This is a genomic window from Micromonospora inaquosa, from assembly GCF_003857055.1.
Classification (GTDB): Bacteria; Actinomycetota; Actinomycetes; order Mycobacteriales; family Micromonosporaceae; genus Micromonospora; species Micromonospora inaquosa.
Genome location: NZ_QGSZ01000138.1, coordinates 1 through 17281, shown reverse-complemented (window position 1 = coordinate 17281; position 17281 = coordinate 1). Strand labels below are relative to the sequence as shown.

Genomic DNA, 17281 nt, shown 5'->3' with positions numbered 1-17281 from the left:
CGCCCAGTCGTCGATAGTCCTCCCGCCGAATTCCGGCAGGTCCGCGGCGACCTGCCAGGGCAGCGCCGCCGCAACTAGGGTGCAGACATGGTCGATCGGCACCAGGTGATGAACTTCCGGGTCCGGGCCCAGCAGCTCGACCGGGACGAGGGCACGCTCGCCGACACCGCCGTCCTGGACATCGGGGTGCAGAACACCGGCCCGGACGGCGCCCGGTGGGCGTTGGCGGTGCGCGGGGTGGACGTGACCGCGCTGTCCGACCCGGACGTGGTCCTGCTGTGGACCGTGCGGGGCGCGCCGCACCTCTACCGCCGGGCCGACATCGCGCAGGTGGCGGCCGCGGTCGAGCCCTTCTCCGAGGCCGACGCGGGCAAGCGCGTCTACGACGCCGCGAAGCCGTTGAAGGCCGCCGGCATCGACACTCTCGCGGCCCTGGACGAGATCGCCGCCCGGATGCGGGCCATCGTCACCACGCCGACGGTGAAGGGGGACGTCTCCGGCCGCCTGGCCACGGCGCTACCCCAGCCGTATCTGCGGTTCTGCCGGCCGTGCGACGCCACCCATCTCTACGAGATGCCGTTCCGGCTCGCTGCCGTGCGGGCCGGACTGGAGTTGCAGCTCGACACCTCACCGCCGGTCCTGCGACGCATCACCAGGTTCCGGAAGGCAGCCGCTGCGGGTGACCGGTTCGACCTCGTCCGCGCGTACCTCCGCCTGCTCGGCCCGGCCACCCCGAAACAGGTTGCCGACTATCTCGACGCCCCGCTGAAGGACGTGAAGGCACGCTGGCCTGACGACGTGATCGAGGTGACGGTCGGCGGCGAGGTGCGCTCCCTGCTGGCCGCAGACGAAAAGGCGCTGGAGTCAGCCGACAGCGGCGACACCCGCCTGCTCGGCCCGTACGACCTGTTTTTGCAGGCCAAGGACCGGGCGACGCTGGTGCCGGACACCGCCCACGCCAAGGAGTTGTGGCCGGTGCTGGGTCGGCCGGGCGCCGTCCTGGTCGACGGCGAACTGGTCGGCACCTGGCGTCCCCGCAAGTCCGGCAGGGCGTTCACCGTCGCCGTCCATCCGTGGCACCGGCTGTCGGACGCCACCCGTAAGGCCATCACGGCCCAGGCCGAACGCCTCGCCGCGTACCGCGCCGTCTCCCTCACCGGCGTCGAATTCGGCAGCTAGGTTGCCCCGTCGTCCTCGCCGTACTCGCCACGAATGGGCAGGTAGTAGGCGGGCAGGAAGCCGGCGATGATGACGACGCCGGCGATTGGCACGAACGCGCCGACGAGGACGCCGGATCCGATCCAGATCAGCGCGAGTAGGAATCGGCGGCCGATGGCCCGCGCACCGAAGGGACCAAGGCCGGGGTCCAACAGTCCGGCGCGGCGCAGGTGAGCCCAAATGATGTTGAACAGGGCCGCCGCCGTCCACAGTGTGCCGCCGTAGACGACGACCGCTGCGCGCAGCCCTTGCTCCGCCCGCAACGCGTCGGCCAGCAGTGAGGTGGAGAACGGCAGGAACGCGATGACCATCAGGAGCAGCGTGTTGAGGAACAGGACACCTCGGTCGACGTGCCGGACCCGGTCGAACATCACGTGGTGATTGACCCACACCTGCCCGATGAGCAGGAAGCTCAGCGTGTACGCCAGGTACGACGGCCACAGCGCGCCGAGACCGCGCGCGAGGTGCCCGAAGTCGTGCGGCGGTTGGATCTCCAGCACGAGGAGCGTCACGGCGATCGCGACCACGCCGTCGCTGAAAGTCAGCAGGCGGCCGGGATTACGGACAAGCCGCGAAGTTTCCCTTTTAGGAGGCACATCGCGAATTATGCTATAGATCAGCTTTCATCTGGACCTGCCCGCTTCGCCGGCACGAGGACGCTGGCCCGGAGTGCGGAGGGACGCCAATGCAACCGACCTGGCTCGTGGCGCTCTCGTGGGCGTCGCTCACAGTCGGCGTGGTCAGCTTCGCGATCGTCCTCGCCGACACCTATCTTCGCGGAAACCGTCAGCCGTTCAAGGTCATGGAGATCGTCTGGCTGGTGACCGTCCTCTACATCGGCCCGGCGGCCGTCCGCCTGTACTGGACCTGGGGTAGACCGGAGGCGTTCTCTCTGCGGCGGCGGGAGGGTAAACCGCGAAGGCCCCGCCGTGGCATCGTCGTCACTCACGTGTCGCGCTGCGGCGCCCATTGCGCCCTCGGTTTCGTCATCGCCGAGGTCGCCCTGTTCGCGGTGAGGTTCGACCCGGAGCACGACCCGCTGTGGGTCGCCTACGCCGGCGACTACCTGATGGCGGCGGTGATAGCTGTGCTCTTTCGGTACTTCGCCGGGCCGGGTCACAGTCCCGCGAAGGCCTGGGCCGCGACGTGGGACGTGGTCAGGATCGAGTTGCTGACCATCACCGTGTTCGAGGCGGCGTTGTTCGCGTGGTTGACGCTCGCGCATCGCGTGGTCTTTTCGGAACCACCGCTGCGACCCGACAGCCCGACGTTCTGGTTCGCGGGTCAGATCGGACTGATAGTCGGCTTCCTCGCGGCCTGGCCCACCGCCTCCTGGCAGATCGGCCGACGGCTGCGCACCGAACCACGCCACGAGGACTGAACGGCATGATCGGCTGCGCAAAAAGCAAACGGCAAGGAGATCACTCTCCCTGCCACTTCTAACATATAGCGCACCCGGGGGCTTGCCGCAAGACCCCGGTCGTGGCGCAGAATCGGCGGCCGGACCAGCGCGAACGAGGCAACGGGGGCACGACGTGGGTGGGTTGTCGATGGGCGGTGGCGGCGGCGACCGGGTACCGCTGTTGGATCTTCGAGAGGTTGACGAGACGCAGGTGTCGATCGTCGGCGGCAAGGCCGCTCACCTGGGCGCGCTGACCCGGATCGACGGCATTCGGGTGCCCGCCGGGTTCTGCGTGACAACGGCCGCCTTCCGGCAGGTCATGGAGCAGGTGCCGGCGGTCGACGATCGGCTCGAACAGCTGTCGCGCCTGAGCTTGGACGACCCGGAGACGATTCGCACGCTCAGCGCGGAGATCCGCCGCAGCATCGAGGAGACCCCGATTCCGGGCGACCTGGCGGGCGCGATCACCGGCGCGCTCGCCCGGTTCGGCGAACAGGCCGCCTACGCCGTGCGTTCCAGCGCGACGGCGGAGGACACGCCCACCGCGTCCTTCGCCGGGCAGCAGGACACGTACCTGAACGTGGTGGGCCCGGAGGCGATCCTGCGGCACGTCAGCCGGTGCTGGGCGTCGCTGTTCACCGAGCGGGCCGTCAGCTACCGCCTGCGCAACGGCATCGACCACCAAACTGTCCAGATGGCTGTCGTCGTACAGCAGATGGTTCTTCCGGATGCGGCCGGCATCCTGTTCACGGCGGACCCGGTGACGGGCAACCGGACTGTCGCGACGGTGGACGCCAGCTTCGGCCTCGGCGAGGCCCTGGTGTCCGGCCTGGTGAACCCGGACATCTTCACTGTGCGCGACGGGGAGGTGGTGGCCGGGTCGGTCGCCGTCAAACAGCGGGCCGTCGCTGCCGTGCCCGGCGGCGGAACGCGGGAAGTGGTGATCGACGCGAAGCGGCAGGACCAGCCGGCGCTGACGCACGCGCAGGTCGTACGGCTGGTGCGGCTCGGGCGACGGATCGAGGAGCACTTCGGCCGCCCGCAGGACATCGAGTGGTGCCTGGTCGACGACGACTTCCAGATCGTGCAGAGCCGACCGATCACCACGCTGTTCCCCATCCCGACGGCCGATGACCAGGAGAACCACGTCTACCTCTCGGTCGGTCACCAGCAGATGATGACCGACGCCATGCGGCCACTGGGGCTCTCCATGTGGCAGTTGACGGCCATCGCCGCGATGCGGGAGGCCGGCGGGAGGTTGTTCGTCGACGCCGCCCGGCTGCTGGCCTCGCCGACGAGCCGCGCCGGCTTCCTGGAGATGGTCGCGAAGTCCGATCCGCTGACGAAGGACGCGTTGGAGACGCTCCTCGACCGCCCGGACTTCGTTCCGACGACGCTCCCGAGCGGCGACGGTGGTGGTCCGGCCAGGCTGACGACCGGCGGCGCGTCGATCGAGACCGATCCGGCCATCGTGTCCGAGCTGATCGAGCGCAGCGAGGCGTCCATCGCCGCCCTGCGCCACGACATCGCGACGGTGACCGGTACGGCGCTCTTCGACTTCCTGCTGGAGGCCTTCCAGGAGCACAAGCGGGTCCTCGCCGATCCGCTGAACATGCAGGCGATCATGGCCGGCATGGAGGCCACCTGGTGGCTCAACGACCGGCTGCACGAATGGCTGGGCGAGAAGAACGCCGCGGACACCCTCACCCTCTCCGCCCCCGGCAACATCACCTCGGAGATGGGGCTGGCGCTGCTCGACGTCGCCGACGTGATCCGTCCGCATCCGGAGGTGGTGGCGTTCCTGCACGGCGTCGCGGACGACGACTTCCTCGACGAGCTGCCCAAGGTCGCGGGCGGGGCCGAGGCGCGCGCCGCCATCGAGGCGTATCTCGACCGGTACGGCATGCGCTGCGTCGGCGAGATCGACATCACCAGGCCGCGGTGGAGCGAACACCCCAGCACGCTCGTGCCGGTGCTCCTCGACAACGTCAAGCTCTTCGAGCGGGGCGCGGCCAGGCGACGCTTCGAGCAGGGCCGGCAGCAGGCGCAACAGAAGGCGCAGGAGGTGTTGACGCGCCTGCGGGCGTTGCCGGACGGAGAGCAGAAAGCCGACGAGACCGCGCGGATGATCGACCGGGTACGGACCTTCATCGGCTACCGGGAGTACCCGAAGTACGGCATCATCAGCCGCTACTTCGTCTACAAGCAGGCCCTGTTGGCGGAGGCCGAGCGCCTGGTGCGGGCCGGCGTGCTCACCGAGACCGAAGACGTCTTCTACCTCACGTTCCAGGAGTTCCACGAGGTCGTCCGGTCACGGCAGGTGGATGACGACCTGATCCGGCGGCGTCGGGAGGAGTTCCGGTCGTACCAGGCGCTCACCCCGCCCCGGGTGCTGACCTCGGACGGCGAGGTGATCACCGGGGCGTACCGACGCGACGACGTGCCGGCCGGCGCGCTGGCCGGTGTGCCGGTGTCCGCCGGGACGGTCGAAGGGCGCGCCCGCGTCATCCTGGACATGGCGCAGGCTGATCTCGAAGCGGGTGACATCCTCGTCACCGCGCACACCGACCCGAGCTGGACGCCCCTGTTCGTCGGCATCGCCGGCCTGGTGACGGAGGTCGGCGGGTTGATGACGCACGGCGCGGTGATCGCGCGGGAGTATGGCCTGCCGGCGGTCGTCAGCGTGCTCGACGCCACCCGGCTGATTCAGGATGGGCAGCGGATCCGCGTGCACGGCAGTGACGGGTACGTCGAGATCCTGCCCTGACCGACGGCACAGGAGGAACAACAGATGGCTGCCTCTGTCCGAGGTCTGGCGACCCTGGTGGTCACGGCGTCGACCCTTGTCTCGTTGGTGCGGTGCAGCGGCGGTGCGTACGCCTCGACCTGGAAGGCGTTGGCCGCCGCCGAGGTGCTCGACGGCGCCACCGACGCCCAACTGGATCGGGTGGTGCGGTATTCGGCGCGGGATCTGGTGACGCACTCCCCCATCACCGAGAAGCACGTCGGCGAGGGCATGAGCCTTCGCGCCCTCGCCGACGCCGCCGTGCGCCACAGCGACAACACGGCCGGCAACCTGCTGCTGCGTCACCTCGGCGGGCCGGCGGGGTTCGAGTCGAAGCTGCGCGCGCTCGGCGACACGGTCACCGACGCCGCCCGTCACGAGACCGCGCTGAACGAGGGAACACCTGGCGACAGGCGGGACACCAGCACCGCGCGGGCGCTCGCCGGCGACCTCCGGGCGTACACCGTGGGGGTTGCGCTGGAACCGGCGGACCGTGACGTGCTGCGCGGCTGGTTGCGGGGCAACACCACCGGCGCGACGCTGGTCCGCGCCGGGGTGCCGGCCGGCTGGGTGGTCGGTGACAAGACCGGCACCGGCGGGTACGGCACCCGCAACGACATCGCGGTGATCTGGCCGCCCGACCGGGCCCCGATCGTGCTCGCGGTGCTGTCCACCCGTGGCAAGAAGGACGCCACCCCCGACGACGCCCTCACCGCCCAGGCCACCAGGGTGGTCGTCGCCCAACTGGGGGCATGAGGCGGTCAGGTCGCGTCGCTGCTGTCGTACGCCGTCTGGTGGCGGCGGATCTCGGCATGGTGGTCGGCGGACCAGGCCGCCAGGGCCAGAACGGTGGAGAGCAGTGACCCGCCCAGCTCGGTGAGGGCGTATTCGACGCGGGGCGGCACCTCGGGGTACGACGTCCGGGTGACGAGGCCGGTGCGCTGGAGGTGTTTCAGCGTCAGCGTGAGCATGCGCTGGGAGATGCCGGGGATCGCGTCGCCCAGGTCCGAGTAGCGGACGGGGCCGTCGGCGAGCGTGCCGATGATCAGCACGCTCCACTTGTCGCCGACGAGGTCCAGGACCTCGCGGATGAAGTCGGCGTCCTGGTCGTTCCAGTGCGCGCAGGGCCCCGGAGCGGCCCGGACGTTCGCCCGGACGTTGGTGCGCCTGCGCCGAAGGTCTCCCGCGCTCATCCCCGCCACCTCTCCGCGCAGCCCGCGCTACGCACATGAATGTACCTTTTGTGGCCCTCCGATTCTGATGCATCATGGCGCTACGAACAAGAAGTGAGAATCGAGGAGGAGCGCCATGAAGATCGAGTTCTGGTCGGACATCGTCTGCCCGTACTGCGGGTTGATGGACCACCGGCTCCACCAGGCCCTGGACCGGCTCCCGTACGGCGATCAGGTGCGGGTGATCCACCGGTCGTTCCAGCTGCACCCCGACCTGCCCCGCACGGGTGTCAGTCAACGGGAGCTGATCACGATGGCCGGCGCTCCCGCGACGACAGTCGACCGGGTCCTGCGGCCCATCGAGCGGGCGGCCGAGGCGGAGGGCCTGACGCCCTACCACGCGGTGGACCGCACGCTCGGGCCCACGGATTTCGCCCACGAACTGCTCGCCTACGCGACCGATCAGGGTCGCGGCAGCGAGATCTGGACGGCGATGTTCCGGGCGCACTTCGGGCAGGCCCGCAAACTGTGGACCGTCGAGGAGGTTCTCGGCTTCGCCGCCGAGGTGGGACTGGACCGCGACGGGGCCGCCGAGGCCCTGCGAAGCCGGCGCTACCGGGCCCGGGTGGCGGCCGACCAGCGCGAAGCGGAGCGCCTCGGGGCACGCGGCGCGCCGTTCCTCGTCTTCGACGGCCGCTTCGCCGTGCCCGGGGCGATCGGCCTCGACGACCTGCTCGCAGTCATCGACAAGGCGTGGGCGGAGAGTCACCCGACGCCGCAGCCGCTGCCGGTCGTCGGTGCCGCCGAGGGAATGTGCGCACCGGACGGGTGCGCGGTGCCGGACCGCGCCAGCTGAGCCGCTCAGTCGATGCGACTCGGGCTTCATGAAATCGGGGTGTCCTTGGCGCGGGGACACCCCGACTTCCGTGAACGCGAGTGGATCGTCAGGTCGCCGTGGCGGCTGCCCGCTCCAGCGGGAACCGCACGCCGGTGAGGTCTTCCGAGACGGCCCAGAGACGTTGCTGCACGGCCAGGTCGTAGGACTCGGGGCTGGAGGTGACCGGTCTCGGGTAACCGCGCGCCTCACCCAGGCCGTCGGGGCCGTAGTACTGCCCACCGAGGACGGACGGGTCGGTGGCGGCCCGCAGGGTGGGCAGCGCGCCCGCCGCCGCAGGCTGGGTGATCACCGGGGCGACCCAGGTGATCGGCCGGCGGACGACCGCCGGGGTGTTGCGGACCAGTTCGGTGTTGGAGATGCCGGGGTGTGCGGCCACCGCGACGGTGGTGCCGTGCGCGGCGAGCCGGCGCTGCAACTCGTAGGTGAACATCAGGTTGGCGAGCTTCGACTGGCCGTAGGCGCCGACCCGGCTGTAGGAACGTTCCCACTGAAGGTCGTCGAAGTGGATGGCGGCGCGGATACGGTGACCGGTGCTGCTGACCGTGACCACCCTTGAGCCGGGGACGGGCAGCAGCAGGTCGAGCAGCAGGCCGGTGAGCGCGAAGTGACCCAGGTGGTTGGTGCCGAACTGCATCTCGAAGCCGTCGCGGGTGGTCTGCTTCGGGGTGTACATCACACCGGCGTTGTTGATCAGCAGGTCGATCCGCGGGTGGGCGGCGCGCAGGCCGGCAGCGGCGGCGCGCACCGATTCCAGCGAGGCCAGATCCAGTTCCCGTACGGAGACGTCGCCGTTGATCCGGGCGGCGGCCAGTTCGCCCTTCGCTGTGTCGCGCACGGCCAGCACTACCGACGCGCCACGCTCGGCGAGCCGCCGGGCGGTCTCGAAGCCCAACCCGGTGTTGGCACCGGTGACCACTGCCACCCGGCCGTCCTGGCGCGGAATCTGCTGCTCGGTCCACTTCATCTCAGGCTCCCCAATGTACCGCCGGTAACTTATGTTCGAACGGTAATGTACCGACGGTACCCTGTCAAGGGACCGCCGGTACCTAAGATAGGGTTGATGTCATGACGTTCCAGCGGGCGCGCAGCGAGGAGCAGCGTGAGGTCCGGCGCCGGGCCATCCTGGAGACGACCTCGGCGATGCTCGACGAGATGCCGGTGGCCGAGGTGACCCTCAACGAGCTGAGCCGTCGGGTCGGCCTGGCCAAGACGGCGGTGCTGCGCTATTTCGAGTCCCGCGAGGCGATCCTGCTCGACCTGCTGGACGACCGGACGACGACCTGGCTGGGCGAACTGGACCAGGAGTTGGCCCACGGGGTCGACCTGAGCCGGCCCGCAGCGGAACGGGCGGAGCAGACGGCCGACGCGCTCAGCCGGTCACTCGCTGCCCAGACGGTGCTCTGCGATCTCTTCGGCGCACAGGGCGGGGTGCTCGAACACAACGTCTCCGTCGAGGTGGTCCGCCGACACAAGCGGGCCGCGCTGGGCAACCTCGCGGTGATGGCCGACCTCATCCGGCGGCACCTGCCCGAGGTCGGCGACCACGCCGAGGTGTTCTGCCTGCACGCCTTGATCATGGCTGGTGCGCTCTCCGCCTACACCTCGCCGCCGCCGAGCCTGCTCGCCGTCTACGAGTCCGAGCCGGCGCTCGCGGTCCACCATGTCGACCTGCGGGCAGCCCTGCGGCTCGCCATCATCACCTCACTCGTGGGCATGCTGCCGCGTTCCTGAGTTCCGAGGCCGGCCGGCGAGATCAACTCGCCCGCACGCAGCACACCGATGATCAGGGCGGCGGGAATGTCGCTCTGATCCACTACTCTGCCGGAGCTTTGACACCTGAGCGAAGGACGCACATGGCCCGCCCCTACAAACCCGGCCCGAAGCAGTTCGTCTTCGCTGTCGGCGATGGCAACGATCACCACGTCTCGGTGGGCGACCCTCAGGAGGCCTACGTAGCGTTCTCCGCGTTCTTCCGGGGCCGAGAATCCGACACCTACACCGTCACCGACGAAGCGGCGAGGCAGAGGTTGGTGCTCATGCCCAGTCTGGGGGTGATCTCCCGGATCGCGGATGCGGACCACCCTCGGTCGGAACACCTTCGGGTCGACAGACCCAACCGCTACCTTCCGAGCGCGATGCTGTTCTTCGAGAACGGCTACGCCGGCCTCGACCACTTCGGCCAGTGGTTCTCCGACCTCTCCAACCTCGACGCGTCACCGGAGACCCGCGGTGCCGCCCGCGCCGCCACCTTCACGACGAAAGCAGCGGCAATCGAGGAAGTCGGCCGGATCTGGGCGGATTCCGGCATCGTCGACCCGAGCGACAGGTACTACGTCTTCTTCGACTCGCATGATGTCGACGATGACCGAGCCGAACGAGCCGAACTGCTCCAGTTGATCGAGTTCCTTGGTTTCGAACGAGTCGACGCCCCGGCTGAGGCCGCCGGTGGCGAAGTCTGGGTACGCACCGACCCGCGCCTCGACGCCGAATGCGCTCGGTGGTCGTGAACAGATGAGAGACGTCGTTTTCACGCGTGGCAGCGGATGGATCCCGACCGTGATCCGTGCGGCCGGCGGGCTGAAGCTGATGCTCGCCGCCGGGGCCGACGCCAACCATGAGCCTCGCGCGTTCACGTTCCCGATCGGGGAAGCCCACCTTGCGGTGATCCGGGAGGACCTGCCCAGACACCTGCTGCTCTGGAGTGCGGTCCTTCCGCTGTGCGAGGCCGCCGGAGCCCAGGGCCGGCTCGACGAGAACGCCGCCCGTCGCGCTGCTGGACCCGGTCCTGCTCGCCCCGCCCGCCGACGTCGACGCGCTCTTTCGGCGCATCCAATGGGACCGGAGCCGGCTCGTCGCCCACGGCGCCGACATCCATCTACTTGAACGCGGTCAGGTCTACCAGGCGATGCGCGCGGCGACGGAGGGTGCGAACGAGAACCGCGCTCAGGAGCATCACGCGGACCGCCGTCGCGCCGAGCGCGGAGTAGCCCTCGGACCACTCGACACTGGGATTCTGCGGTACACGGGCCAGTATCTGCATGGCGCGACGGTTCCACGGCGGAGCCCCGATGCCGTCGACCCCGCGCTGCTGCCCCAGGTCATGCGGGTGATCGCCACCGCTGAGCAGGCGTGCGCCGGAATGCGGATCGGCCTCGATCCGCGGCGGGGTGAACGGGCCACGGACAAGCGCGACTGGGATCGGATGGCGGCGACTGTCGACGCGGCCGTTCGCCGCGCGTACCCCGAACTCGTCGATGACGCGGTGCGGACGGTGAGCTTTCTGATGTGCTCGGAGGCCACGGACCGCTCCCGGAGCACCCCGGTGGAGGACGACGAGGAGCCCGCCGGCAACCACGCCGACCTCGATGCGAGTGCGCGCAAGACGGCCCTGACGTTCACCGACGACAAGGGCAGCGAGAAGAAGTGGCTGCGGGACGGTCCTCGCACTGCCTCCGCCGAGTTCTGGGAGTTCGTCGCCGACCGCTCTGCCGGCGACAACGAGGTGTTCACCATCGAGGACGAGGAGATGGGCGAGGGGATCCAGCTGCACTTCTACGCGGACTCCATCGCCCGGATCACGACTGTGCGACACGGGGAGGCCGGTTCGGATCCGCAGTATCAGGTCGAGTACCGCCTGGTCGACGGGATCGGCGGATACCGGCGCCTGGTGAGCGCGTTCGTCAGCGGCGGCTGCGCCGCGCTCGACCAACACGGTCCCTGGATGTCGGACGTCACCGAGGTCGAGCGCGCGCGTCGCCAGTCGCGCCACACCTGACAGACGTCGACCTTAAGAAAATTAAGATCCCACTCTTGGAAGTTTAGGATTCTTAAGATACAACTTTAGGTATGACAGAACAGACGATGGACTGGCAGGAGCTGACCAGCCTGACGCGGGGGCAGCCGTTCGTCGTCGAGCGGGTGCGCCTGGCGAGCAACGGCGTCGCGATCGAGGGCGAGTTCGAGCTGCCGCAGCTGGCTCAGCTCAACGTCGAGGACCAGGTCTTCGTCATGGCGTTCGTGCGCTGCCACGGTTCGATCAAGGAGATGGAACGCATCTTCGGGGTGAGCTACCCGACGATCAAGTCGCGGCTCAACCGGATCACGCAGATGCTCGACTTCGTCGAGACCGACCCGGCGCCGTCGCGGGTCGACGTCATCGACCGGTTGCGCCGGGGTGAGATCACCGCACAGCAGGCGCTGGCCGAGCTGGGCGGCCCGTCGTGATGCCGCAGTTGGTGACCATCAAGGTCAACCGCCCGGACCGCCGACCCCTCCGCCTCTGGGTTCCGGTGCTCCCCGTGGCGCTCCTGCTCTTTCCGGTCGTGGTCCTGGTCGTGCTCGCGGCGATCGTGGCCTGCCTGGTGTTCCGCATCGGTGTGGTGCGGGCTCTCGGCGCCGGCTGGCGCGTCATCGCCGCGCTGCCCGGCGCCCGCTTCGACATCGAGCAGGGCCGCCTGGCCGTGCTCGTGGCTATCCGATAGGAGAGGTTCACATGACCGAACAACGCAAGGACATCCTCGACATGCTGGCCTCCGGCAAGATCACCGCCGAGGAGGCGGAGCAGCTCATCGCCGCCCTCGAACGGGGTCAGGCACCGACGGTGGCCGGTCACGACGCCCGGCCGAAGGGAAAGGTGAAGTACCTCCGGGTGATGGTGGACGCCACCGACAACGGCGAGCCGTCACGGGTCAACGTGCGGGTGCCACTGCAACTGCTGCGAGCCGGCGTACGGCTGGCGGCGCTGGTCCCGCCGCAGGCCCTGGTCAAGGCCAACGCCTCACTCCGCGACTCGGGCGTGCCGATCGACCTGACGCAGCTCAAGCCCGAGCAGTTGGAGGCGCTCGTGGAGCACCTCGACGACGTGACGGTGGAGGTGGACTCCCCCGATGCCACGGTGCGGGTCTTCTGCGAGTAGCCGCCGTCCGATCGTACGGCCCCTCGCAAAGGTGCTGGAACACCGACAAACCCAGATATGACCATGCGTCGGCACTGGTGCCACATCGACTGTCGCGCGCGTCCACAGTGATGGGGACCCACGCCGGTACACGGTGCTTCAGCTCTTGGCCTTGCTGCGACGCGGCCGCCGACGGGGCGTCTCGTCGCCGCCGGCGAGCCGGGTGAAGGTGAGCATGTTCGCCAGCGCCACGGCGATGATCGCGACGCCGACCTGGATCGCGAGCACGACCCAGTCCCAGCGCAGCACCCACACCCGCACGCCGGCTCCGTCGTCGATATTGAGCGCCCTGGCGACCACGGTGCCCAGCACCGCCGAGCCGACGCCGATGACGAACGTGGCGAAGAAACCGATCCGCTGCCTCCCCGGCAGGATGAGTCGGCCGAGCAGTCCAATGAGGGCACCGATGAGCACCGCGCCGAGATAACCAGTAACCAGCATTGCCGTCTCTCCCCTCCAGCAGTGCCGAGATACATGCCCGATTCTCACGTTCCCGGAAACCCCGGCCGACGCAATGGCCGGCAACCACGCTGCGGCTCGTCGACTCCTGACCTAATCTATCGATATCAGTCGTTGCTCCCGGAGGTGCATGACGGCTGGCCGACCCGATCCGGGTCCGACCTTCGGCCAGCTCACGTCGAGGAGAGGAATCCCGATCGTGAACGCCGACAGTCGAACCCTTCCGCGACTCCTCTCCACCCTGTTGGCCGCCGTGCTCACCACCGGTCTGTCAGTTGTCGGCGCTGCGCCGGCGGCGGCCGGGCAGACCGGCCTGCGGGCCGCCGACCCGAGCGTGATCCGCGTCGGCGGCACCTACATCTCCGTCCAGTCGCTCAACGGCGGGATCGCCGTCCGGCAGGCGGCCTCCCCGGACGCGCTGGCCGCCGCGACCGCGCGGCAGGTGTGGACGGACGGCCGCAACCTCGGTGAGGTCTGGGCCCCGGAGATCGTCACCGATGGTGGCCGCTACTACATCTACTTCTCAGCCGGGCGTGGCAGCGCCCACCGCATGTACGCGATCCACTCGGCGTCACCGGCCAGCGGCTACACGGCCGAGCGGCAGCTCGCGCTGCCCGGTGGCAAGTGGGCCATCGACGGCAGCCTGTTCACCTTCAACGGGCAGCGGTGGTTCGTCTGGTCGGGTTGGGCCGGCGACACCAACGTCGAGCAGAACATCTACCTCAGCCGGATGAGCGACCCGCTCACGCCGACCGGCAGCCGGTACGTCATCTCCCAGCCGCGCGAGAGCTGGGAGCGCGTGGTGGGCAACCCGTTCATCAACGAGTCCCCCGAAGCGATCAGGGACCCGAACGGGCAGCTCCACATCGTCTACTCCGCCAACGGCAGTTGGAGTGACCAGTACTGCCTCGCCGACCTGCGACTGCGCGCCGGCGGTGACCCGACGTACGTGTGGGGCTGGTACAAGTCGAACGGCTGCCTGTTCGGCTCGAACCGGGCCACCATGATGACCGGCTGGGACCCCACCCTGCACGTGAACGGCCCCGGTCACCACAGCTTCGTGCTGCTCAACGGTGACATCGCCACGAGCCCACCCGCCGGGCCGAGGTTCCCGCTGATGTTCCACGCCGTGCCGAAGGGCACCGCGTACTCGTGGGCGAACCGGTACTGGTACACCGGCACGTTCTGCTGGTGGGGCAACACCACCTACCGCCGTGCCAACGTGCCCGGCCCGACGGCCGACACCGGGTTCAGCCTCAAGTTCTTCGAGTGATCCGCCCATCGCGGGTCAGGCCAACCACCGTCGCCAGTCGCGCCACGCCGGCCAGCGGCGGCTGCGCGCGGGCAACCACCGCCATGCCTCCCGCCGACCATCGCCGCGGGCCGCCGTACCGAATCGTCTATCGGGACCGGCGGTGTCGGTAGGTGATGACCGCGAGGGTCGCGGCAGTGCCAGTGATGGCGAGGACTGGTAAGGGTTGCGTGCGCACCGAGCTGCCGATCTTGGTGGTCATAGCGCGAGCGGAGGTGACCACTGACGACTCCGCCTTGCCGGTGGTCTGCGCGCCGGCTTTCGCCGAGCCTTGTATCGCGCCGATGGTGTGCTGTGATTTCTGCTCGACCGAGGTAACACGCTGGGAGACCTTCTGGCTCACCGTGCGGGCGAGCTGCGTCGCTCTGGTCTTCGCCGACTGCCCGGCCTCGGTGACCCGCCCTCGGAGTCCACCGACGGCGGTGGTGGCTTTGCTGCGCGCACGGCTTTTGACGTTGGTCTTGGCGGCCAGTGCCGCTACGGTCTCGCCGAGTTCCGCGCGGGTCTGCTGGATGTCCCGGCGGGTCTGGTCGCTGTTTCCGGATGGCGTGCTCATGGCTGCCTCCGACCCGCTGCGCCACGTATCGTCTCGGCGTCGGCTCGCACACTGTCGATGGTGGCTGCGGGCGTGGCGGGCATGGCCTGGCTGACCTGCTTCTTACCGCGTTGGGCGGCGATGGCGGCGGCGATGGCCAGGATCACGGTGACGATCAGGGTGGCCACAGCGTCGGGCATGATCGCGGCCAGGAGCACCACGACTGTGGCGACGGCGGTCCCGCCGGCGAAAATGCCGAGTATCGCGCCGCCGCCGAGCATTCCCGCGCCGACGCCCGCGCGCTTGCCCTTGGCGGTCATCTCCGCCCGTGCCATCGTCAGCTCGTCGCGCACCAGGCGGGTGATCTGCTCGGTGGCGCGCTGCACCAACTCTGCGACCGGCGTGTCGGCAGACGCGGCGCCGGGCTTGCCGCTAGGCCGTTCTGACATCAGTACTCTCATCTCTCTCGCACACCGCGGTGGCCCCGGGGCTGCCCGGGTCAGCCGTGCTGCGCCGCGGGCGTGCTCACGGGTCCCTGAGGCGAGGCGTCGAAACGCCCGCCGAGCGGCGCGGCGATGCTCTCGTCGAGCTGTCCAGCGTCAGCACCTCTCGGGAAGTCACCCTCCTGCCGGGCACGTCGCAGCGTGAGCATGCCCGCCGCTCCGGTCAGCGTCCCGGCCGCGAAGGCGAGGATGAGTGCTTGCCTCGCGGTGGACCTTCTCTTGCGTGCCATGACTACCCCCCGAATCCCACGTGGCTGCATAGGGCTGATTGTCGGACTCGCCGGACGAAGCCCGCAGGCAATCGGCAGACTTACACGAGGGCGAGCATTGCTCGCGTATCAGTCGCCGGTTCCCTCTTGCGAAGACGCGGCTGTGAGGAAGACTGGGCCATCAGCGGCGGTTTGCTTGTTCGATCCCTGTCGGACCACCGATGAAGTTGCGCATGCGCCTGGTCATGGCTGACGGCGGAGCCGACGAGCTGATGGGCGTGGCTGACAAGGAGTGGCGACGTTGAGTGATACGGAGCTTGGCACCCGCAGCGACCGGGGTAGTGAGTACGCCGACCTTTCCCGCCTGGTTCGAAACACGGGTCTCCTCGACCGACGACCCCGCCGCTACGCGGCCCGGGTGACGGTGGTCCTGGCTTGTCTCGTACTGATGGGCGTGCTGTTCGTGCGGCTCGGGTCGTCGTGGTGGCAGACGGCTACCGCGGCCGGCGTCGCGGTGCTCCTCGCGCAGCTGGCGTTTCTCGGTCACGATGCCGGGCATCGGCAGATCTTCCGCTCCCGCCGGGCGAACGACGTGGTCGGCCTGGTGTGCGCCAACCTGGTGACCGGGATCAGTTACGGATGGTGGGTTGACAAGCACAACCGGCACCACGCGAATCCGAACACCGAAGGCCGCGACCCCGACCTCGCCGTGACGCCGCTGTCCTTCACCCCGGGTCAAGCTGCGGCGCAGCGCGGCCTGGGGGCGCTGTTCGTCCGGCACCAGGCGGCGCTGTTCTTCCCCCTGCTGCTGGCGGAGGGTCTGCACCTGCACGCCGCCAGCGTCCGGGCGGTCGTCACCCGCGGCGGACTCAGGCGCCGACGAACCGAGGCTGGCCTGCTCGTCCTGCATTTCGCCGGCTACCTCGGGGCCGTGTTCCTGGTGCTGAGCGTGCCGCAGGCGATCGTGTTCATCCTGGTCAACCAGGCCCTCTTCGGGCTCTACCTGGGCAGTTCCTTCGCCCCGAACCACAAGGGCATGCCCATCCTGACCGAGGCCGACAACCTCGACTACCTACGCCGACAGGTCCTCACCTCCCGCAACGTGCGCGGTGGCCCGTTCCTGGACGCACTACTCGGTGGGCTCAACTACCAGATCGAACACCACCTCTTTCCCAGCATGCCCCGACCCAACCTCCCCCACGCCCGGCCGCTGATCCGCCAGTTCTGCGCGGAACACGACATTGCCTACCACGAAACGACCCTCATTCAGTCCTGGGCGCAAGGGCTGGCACACCTACGGGCAATGGGCACCGCATCGACCCGACCAGGCAACCGCTGAGACTGGTCAGCGGGTGAGGCCGACGAGCGTCGCCAGTCGCGCCACGCCGGCCGGCGCCGGGTTCGCGCGGGCGATTTCGGCGATCACGGTACGCGCCAACGCCCGGCACCGAACCTCAGCCGGCGCGACACTGTCCGCGTCCACCAGCGCCCGCGCCGCCCCACGGAGGTCACCCACCTGGAGGTACGCCCGCGCGACATCCACCAGGTACGCGCCCCGATACTCGGCCGGCAACCGCCGCCACGCCTCCCGCCGAACGACCGTCGAGTGCCTTCGTAGCGCCGCATCGGCGTCACCCCACTGGGCCGCCACCAGCACCCGCGTCAGCTCGACGACGATCGGCCCGAAGTTGGTGCGGTGCGTGTCGTCGTATCCCCTCAGGCCAGCGGCGGTCCTTGCGGCCCGCTCGGTCAGCTCGTCGGCGCGGCGATGCTCACCGCAGCCGGCGGCGGCCAATGCGGCCTGCACCAGCAAAGTCCCACCCACCGCCCTCCC

The 17281-nt window shown here is 69.2% G+C and carries 20 protein-coding genes and 2 pseudogenes; 14 read left to right on the top strand and 8 right to left on the bottom strand.

Annotated features, from left to right (window positions below; translation table 11 throughout):
- Nucleotides 1–87 precede the first annotated feature (87 nt).
- Nucleotides 88–1179: a winged helix DNA-binding domain-containing protein gene (locus tag DLJ59_RS05200; RefSeq protein ID WP_124771364.1), complete on the top strand. Its 1092-nt coding sequence runs from the start codon at nucleotides 88–90 to the stop codon at nucleotides 1177–1179.
- On the opposite strand, the gene DLJ59_RS05195 is transcribed toward DLJ59_RS05200, so the two are convergent.
- A complete protein-coding gene (locus tag DLJ59_RS05195; protein WP_124771363.1) occupies nucleotides 1176–1814 on the bottom strand; it encodes a TMEM175 family protein in 639 nt (212 codons plus the stop codon). The two genes, DLJ59_RS05200 and DLJ59_RS05195, sit on opposite strands and share 4 nt — an antisense overlap.
- Nucleotides 1815–1903: 89 nt before the next feature.
- Between DLJ59_RS05195 and DLJ59_RS05190 the strand changes: the two genes are divergently transcribed.
- The 3 genes and pseudogenes from DLJ59_RS05190 to bla all read left to right on the top strand — a co-directional run.
- Nucleotides 1904–2599 carry a DUF4396 domain-containing protein gene (locus tag DLJ59_RS05190; protein WP_124771362.1) on the top strand — a complete coding sequence of 232 codons (696 nt, stop codon included), beginning with the start codon at nucleotides 1904–1906 and terminating at the stop codon, nucleotides 2597–2599.
- 169 nt (nucleotides 2600–2768) lie between these two features.
- Complete coding sequence (gene rph / locus DLJ59_RS05185; RefSeq protein ID WP_124771379.1) at nucleotides 2769–5387, top strand: rifamycin-inactivating phosphotransferase; 2619 nt, start codon at nucleotides 2769–2771, stop codon at nucleotides 5385–5387.
- 54 nt (nucleotides 5388–5441) lie between these two features.
- Nucleotides 5442–6161, top strand: a pseudogene (gene bla, locus DLJ59_RS05180) (class A beta-lactamase); the annotation flags it as partial.
- Nucleotides 6162–6166: 5 nt separating this feature from the next.
- Here the strand turns inward: bla and DLJ59_RS05175 are convergent.
- Nucleotides 6167–6598 carry a winged helix-turn-helix transcriptional regulator gene (locus tag DLJ59_RS05175; protein ID WP_124771360.1) on the bottom strand — a complete coding sequence of 144 codons (432 nt, stop codon included), beginning with the start codon at nucleotides 6596–6598 and terminating at the stop codon, nucleotides 6167–6169.
- Between the two features lie 115 nt (nucleotides 6599–6713).
- Between DLJ59_RS05175 and DLJ59_RS05170 the strand changes: the two genes are divergently transcribed.
- Nucleotides 6714–7433 carry a DsbA family oxidoreductase gene (locus tag DLJ59_RS05170; RefSeq protein ID WP_124771359.1) on the top strand — a complete coding sequence of 240 codons (720 nt, stop codon included), beginning with the start codon at nucleotides 6714–6716 and terminating at the stop codon, nucleotides 7431–7433.
- Between the two features lie 88 nt (nucleotides 7434–7521).
- On the opposite strand, the gene DLJ59_RS05165 is transcribed toward DLJ59_RS05170, so the two are convergent.
- Nucleotides 7522–8439, bottom strand: a complete 918-nt coding sequence (locus DLJ59_RS05165; RefSeq protein WP_124771358.1) for an SDR family NAD(P)-dependent oxidoreductase — start codon at nucleotides 8437–8439, stop codon at nucleotides 7522–7524.
- 101 nt (nucleotides 8440–8540) lie between these two features.
- Here DLJ59_RS05165 and DLJ59_RS05160 point away from each other — a divergent pair, with 101 nt between their 5' ends.
- From DLJ59_RS05160 to DLJ59_RS05135, 7 genes are all read left to right on the top strand, one after another.
- Nucleotides 8541–9206 carry a TetR/AcrR family transcriptional regulator gene (locus DLJ59_RS05160; protein ID WP_124771357.1) on the top strand — a complete coding sequence of 222 codons (666 nt, stop codon included), beginning with the start codon at nucleotides 8541–8543 and terminating at the stop codon, nucleotides 9204–9206.
- A 122-nt stretch (nucleotides 9207–9328) separates the two neighbouring features.
- Nucleotides 9329–9982, top strand: coding sequence for a hypothetical protein (locus DLJ59_RS05155; RefSeq protein WP_124771356.1), 654 nt, complete (start codon nucleotides 9329–9331; stop codon nucleotides 9980–9982).
- A 4-nt stretch (nucleotides 9983–9986) separates the two neighbouring features.
- Nucleotides 9987–10358, top strand: coding sequence for a DUF6357 family protein (locus DLJ59_RS38220; RefSeq protein WP_425271390.1), 372 nt, complete (start codon nucleotides 9987–9989; stop codon nucleotides 10356–10358).
- Nucleotides 10246–11250, top strand: a complete 1005-nt coding sequence (locus DLJ59_RS05150; protein ID WP_425271391.1) for a DUF6357 family protein — start codon at nucleotides 10246–10248, stop codon at nucleotides 11248–11250. Before DLJ59_RS38220 ends, DLJ59_RS05150 begins: the two co-directional genes overlap by 113 nt.
- A 71-nt stretch (nucleotides 11251–11321) precedes the next feature.
- Nucleotides 11322–11699 carry a DUF2089 domain-containing protein gene (locus DLJ59_RS05145; RefSeq protein ID WP_208648559.1) on the top strand — a complete coding sequence of 126 codons (378 nt, stop codon included), beginning with the start codon at nucleotides 11322–11324 and terminating at the stop codon, nucleotides 11697–11699.
- A complete protein-coding gene (locus DLJ59_RS05140) occupies nucleotides 11699–11956 on the top strand; it encodes a hypothetical protein (protein ID WP_124771355.1) in 258 nt (85 codons plus the stop codon). Before DLJ59_RS05145 ends, DLJ59_RS05140 begins: the two co-directional genes overlap by 1 nt.
- Before the next feature lie 11 nt (nucleotides 11957–11967).
- Nucleotides 11968–12390 (top strand): SHOCT-like domain-containing protein, encoded by a 423-nt coding sequence (locus DLJ59_RS05135; protein WP_124771354.1) that lies wholly within the window; start codon nucleotides 11968–11970, stop codon nucleotides 12388–12390.
- A 138-nt stretch (nucleotides 12391–12528) separates the two neighbouring features.
- Here DLJ59_RS05135 and DLJ59_RS05130 read toward each other — a convergent pair whose 3' ends face one another.
- Complete coding sequence (locus DLJ59_RS05130) at nucleotides 12529–12870, bottom strand: GlsB/YeaQ/YmgE family stress response membrane protein (protein ID WP_208648558.1); 342 nt, start codon at nucleotides 12868–12870, stop codon at nucleotides 12529–12531.
- Between the two features lie 217 nt (nucleotides 12871–13087).
- Here DLJ59_RS05130 and DLJ59_RS05125 point away from each other — a divergent pair, with 217 nt between their 5' ends.
- Nucleotides 13088–14161, top strand: coding sequence for a glycoside hydrolase family 43 protein (locus tag DLJ59_RS05125; RefSeq protein WP_244235828.1), 1074 nt, complete (start codon nucleotides 13088–13090; stop codon nucleotides 14159–14161).
- 127 nt (nucleotides 14162–14288) lie between these two features.
- Here the strand turns inward: DLJ59_RS05125 and DLJ59_RS05120 are convergent, their stop codons facing one another.
- From DLJ59_RS05120 to DLJ59_RS05110, 3 genes are read right to left on the bottom strand one after another with little or no spacing between them, the layout of a single operon-like run.
- Nucleotides 14289–14756, bottom strand: a complete 468-nt coding sequence (locus DLJ59_RS05120; protein WP_124771352.1) for a DUF3618 domain-containing protein — start codon at nucleotides 14754–14756, stop codon at nucleotides 14289–14291.
- Complete coding sequence (locus tag DLJ59_RS05115) at nucleotides 14753–15184, bottom strand: phage holin family protein (protein ID WP_124771351.1); 432 nt, start codon at nucleotides 15182–15184, stop codon at nucleotides 14753–14755. The genes DLJ59_RS05120 and DLJ59_RS05115 overlap by 4 nt, the downstream gene beginning before the upstream one ends.
- Nucleotides 15185–15234: 50 nt before the next feature.
- The gene (locus DLJ59_RS05110; RefSeq protein ID WP_124771350.1) at nucleotides 15235–15468 is read right to left on the bottom strand and encodes a hypothetical protein; all 234 of its coding nucleotides are present in this window, start codon (nucleotides 15466–15468) and stop codon (nucleotides 15235–15237) included.
- 271 nt (nucleotides 15469–15739) lie between these two features.
- Between DLJ59_RS05110 and DLJ59_RS05105 the strand changes: the two genes are divergently transcribed.
- Nucleotides 15740–16786, top strand: coding sequence for a fatty acid desaturase family protein (locus DLJ59_RS05105; protein ID WP_425271389.1), 1047 nt, complete (start codon nucleotides 15740–15742; stop codon nucleotides 16784–16786).
- A 6-nt stretch (nucleotides 16787–16792) separates the two neighbouring features.
- Here DLJ59_RS05105 and DLJ59_RS05100 read toward each other — a convergent pair.
- Nucleotides 16793–17281, bottom strand: a pseudogene (locus DLJ59_RS05100) (helix-turn-helix domain-containing protein); the annotation flags it as partial.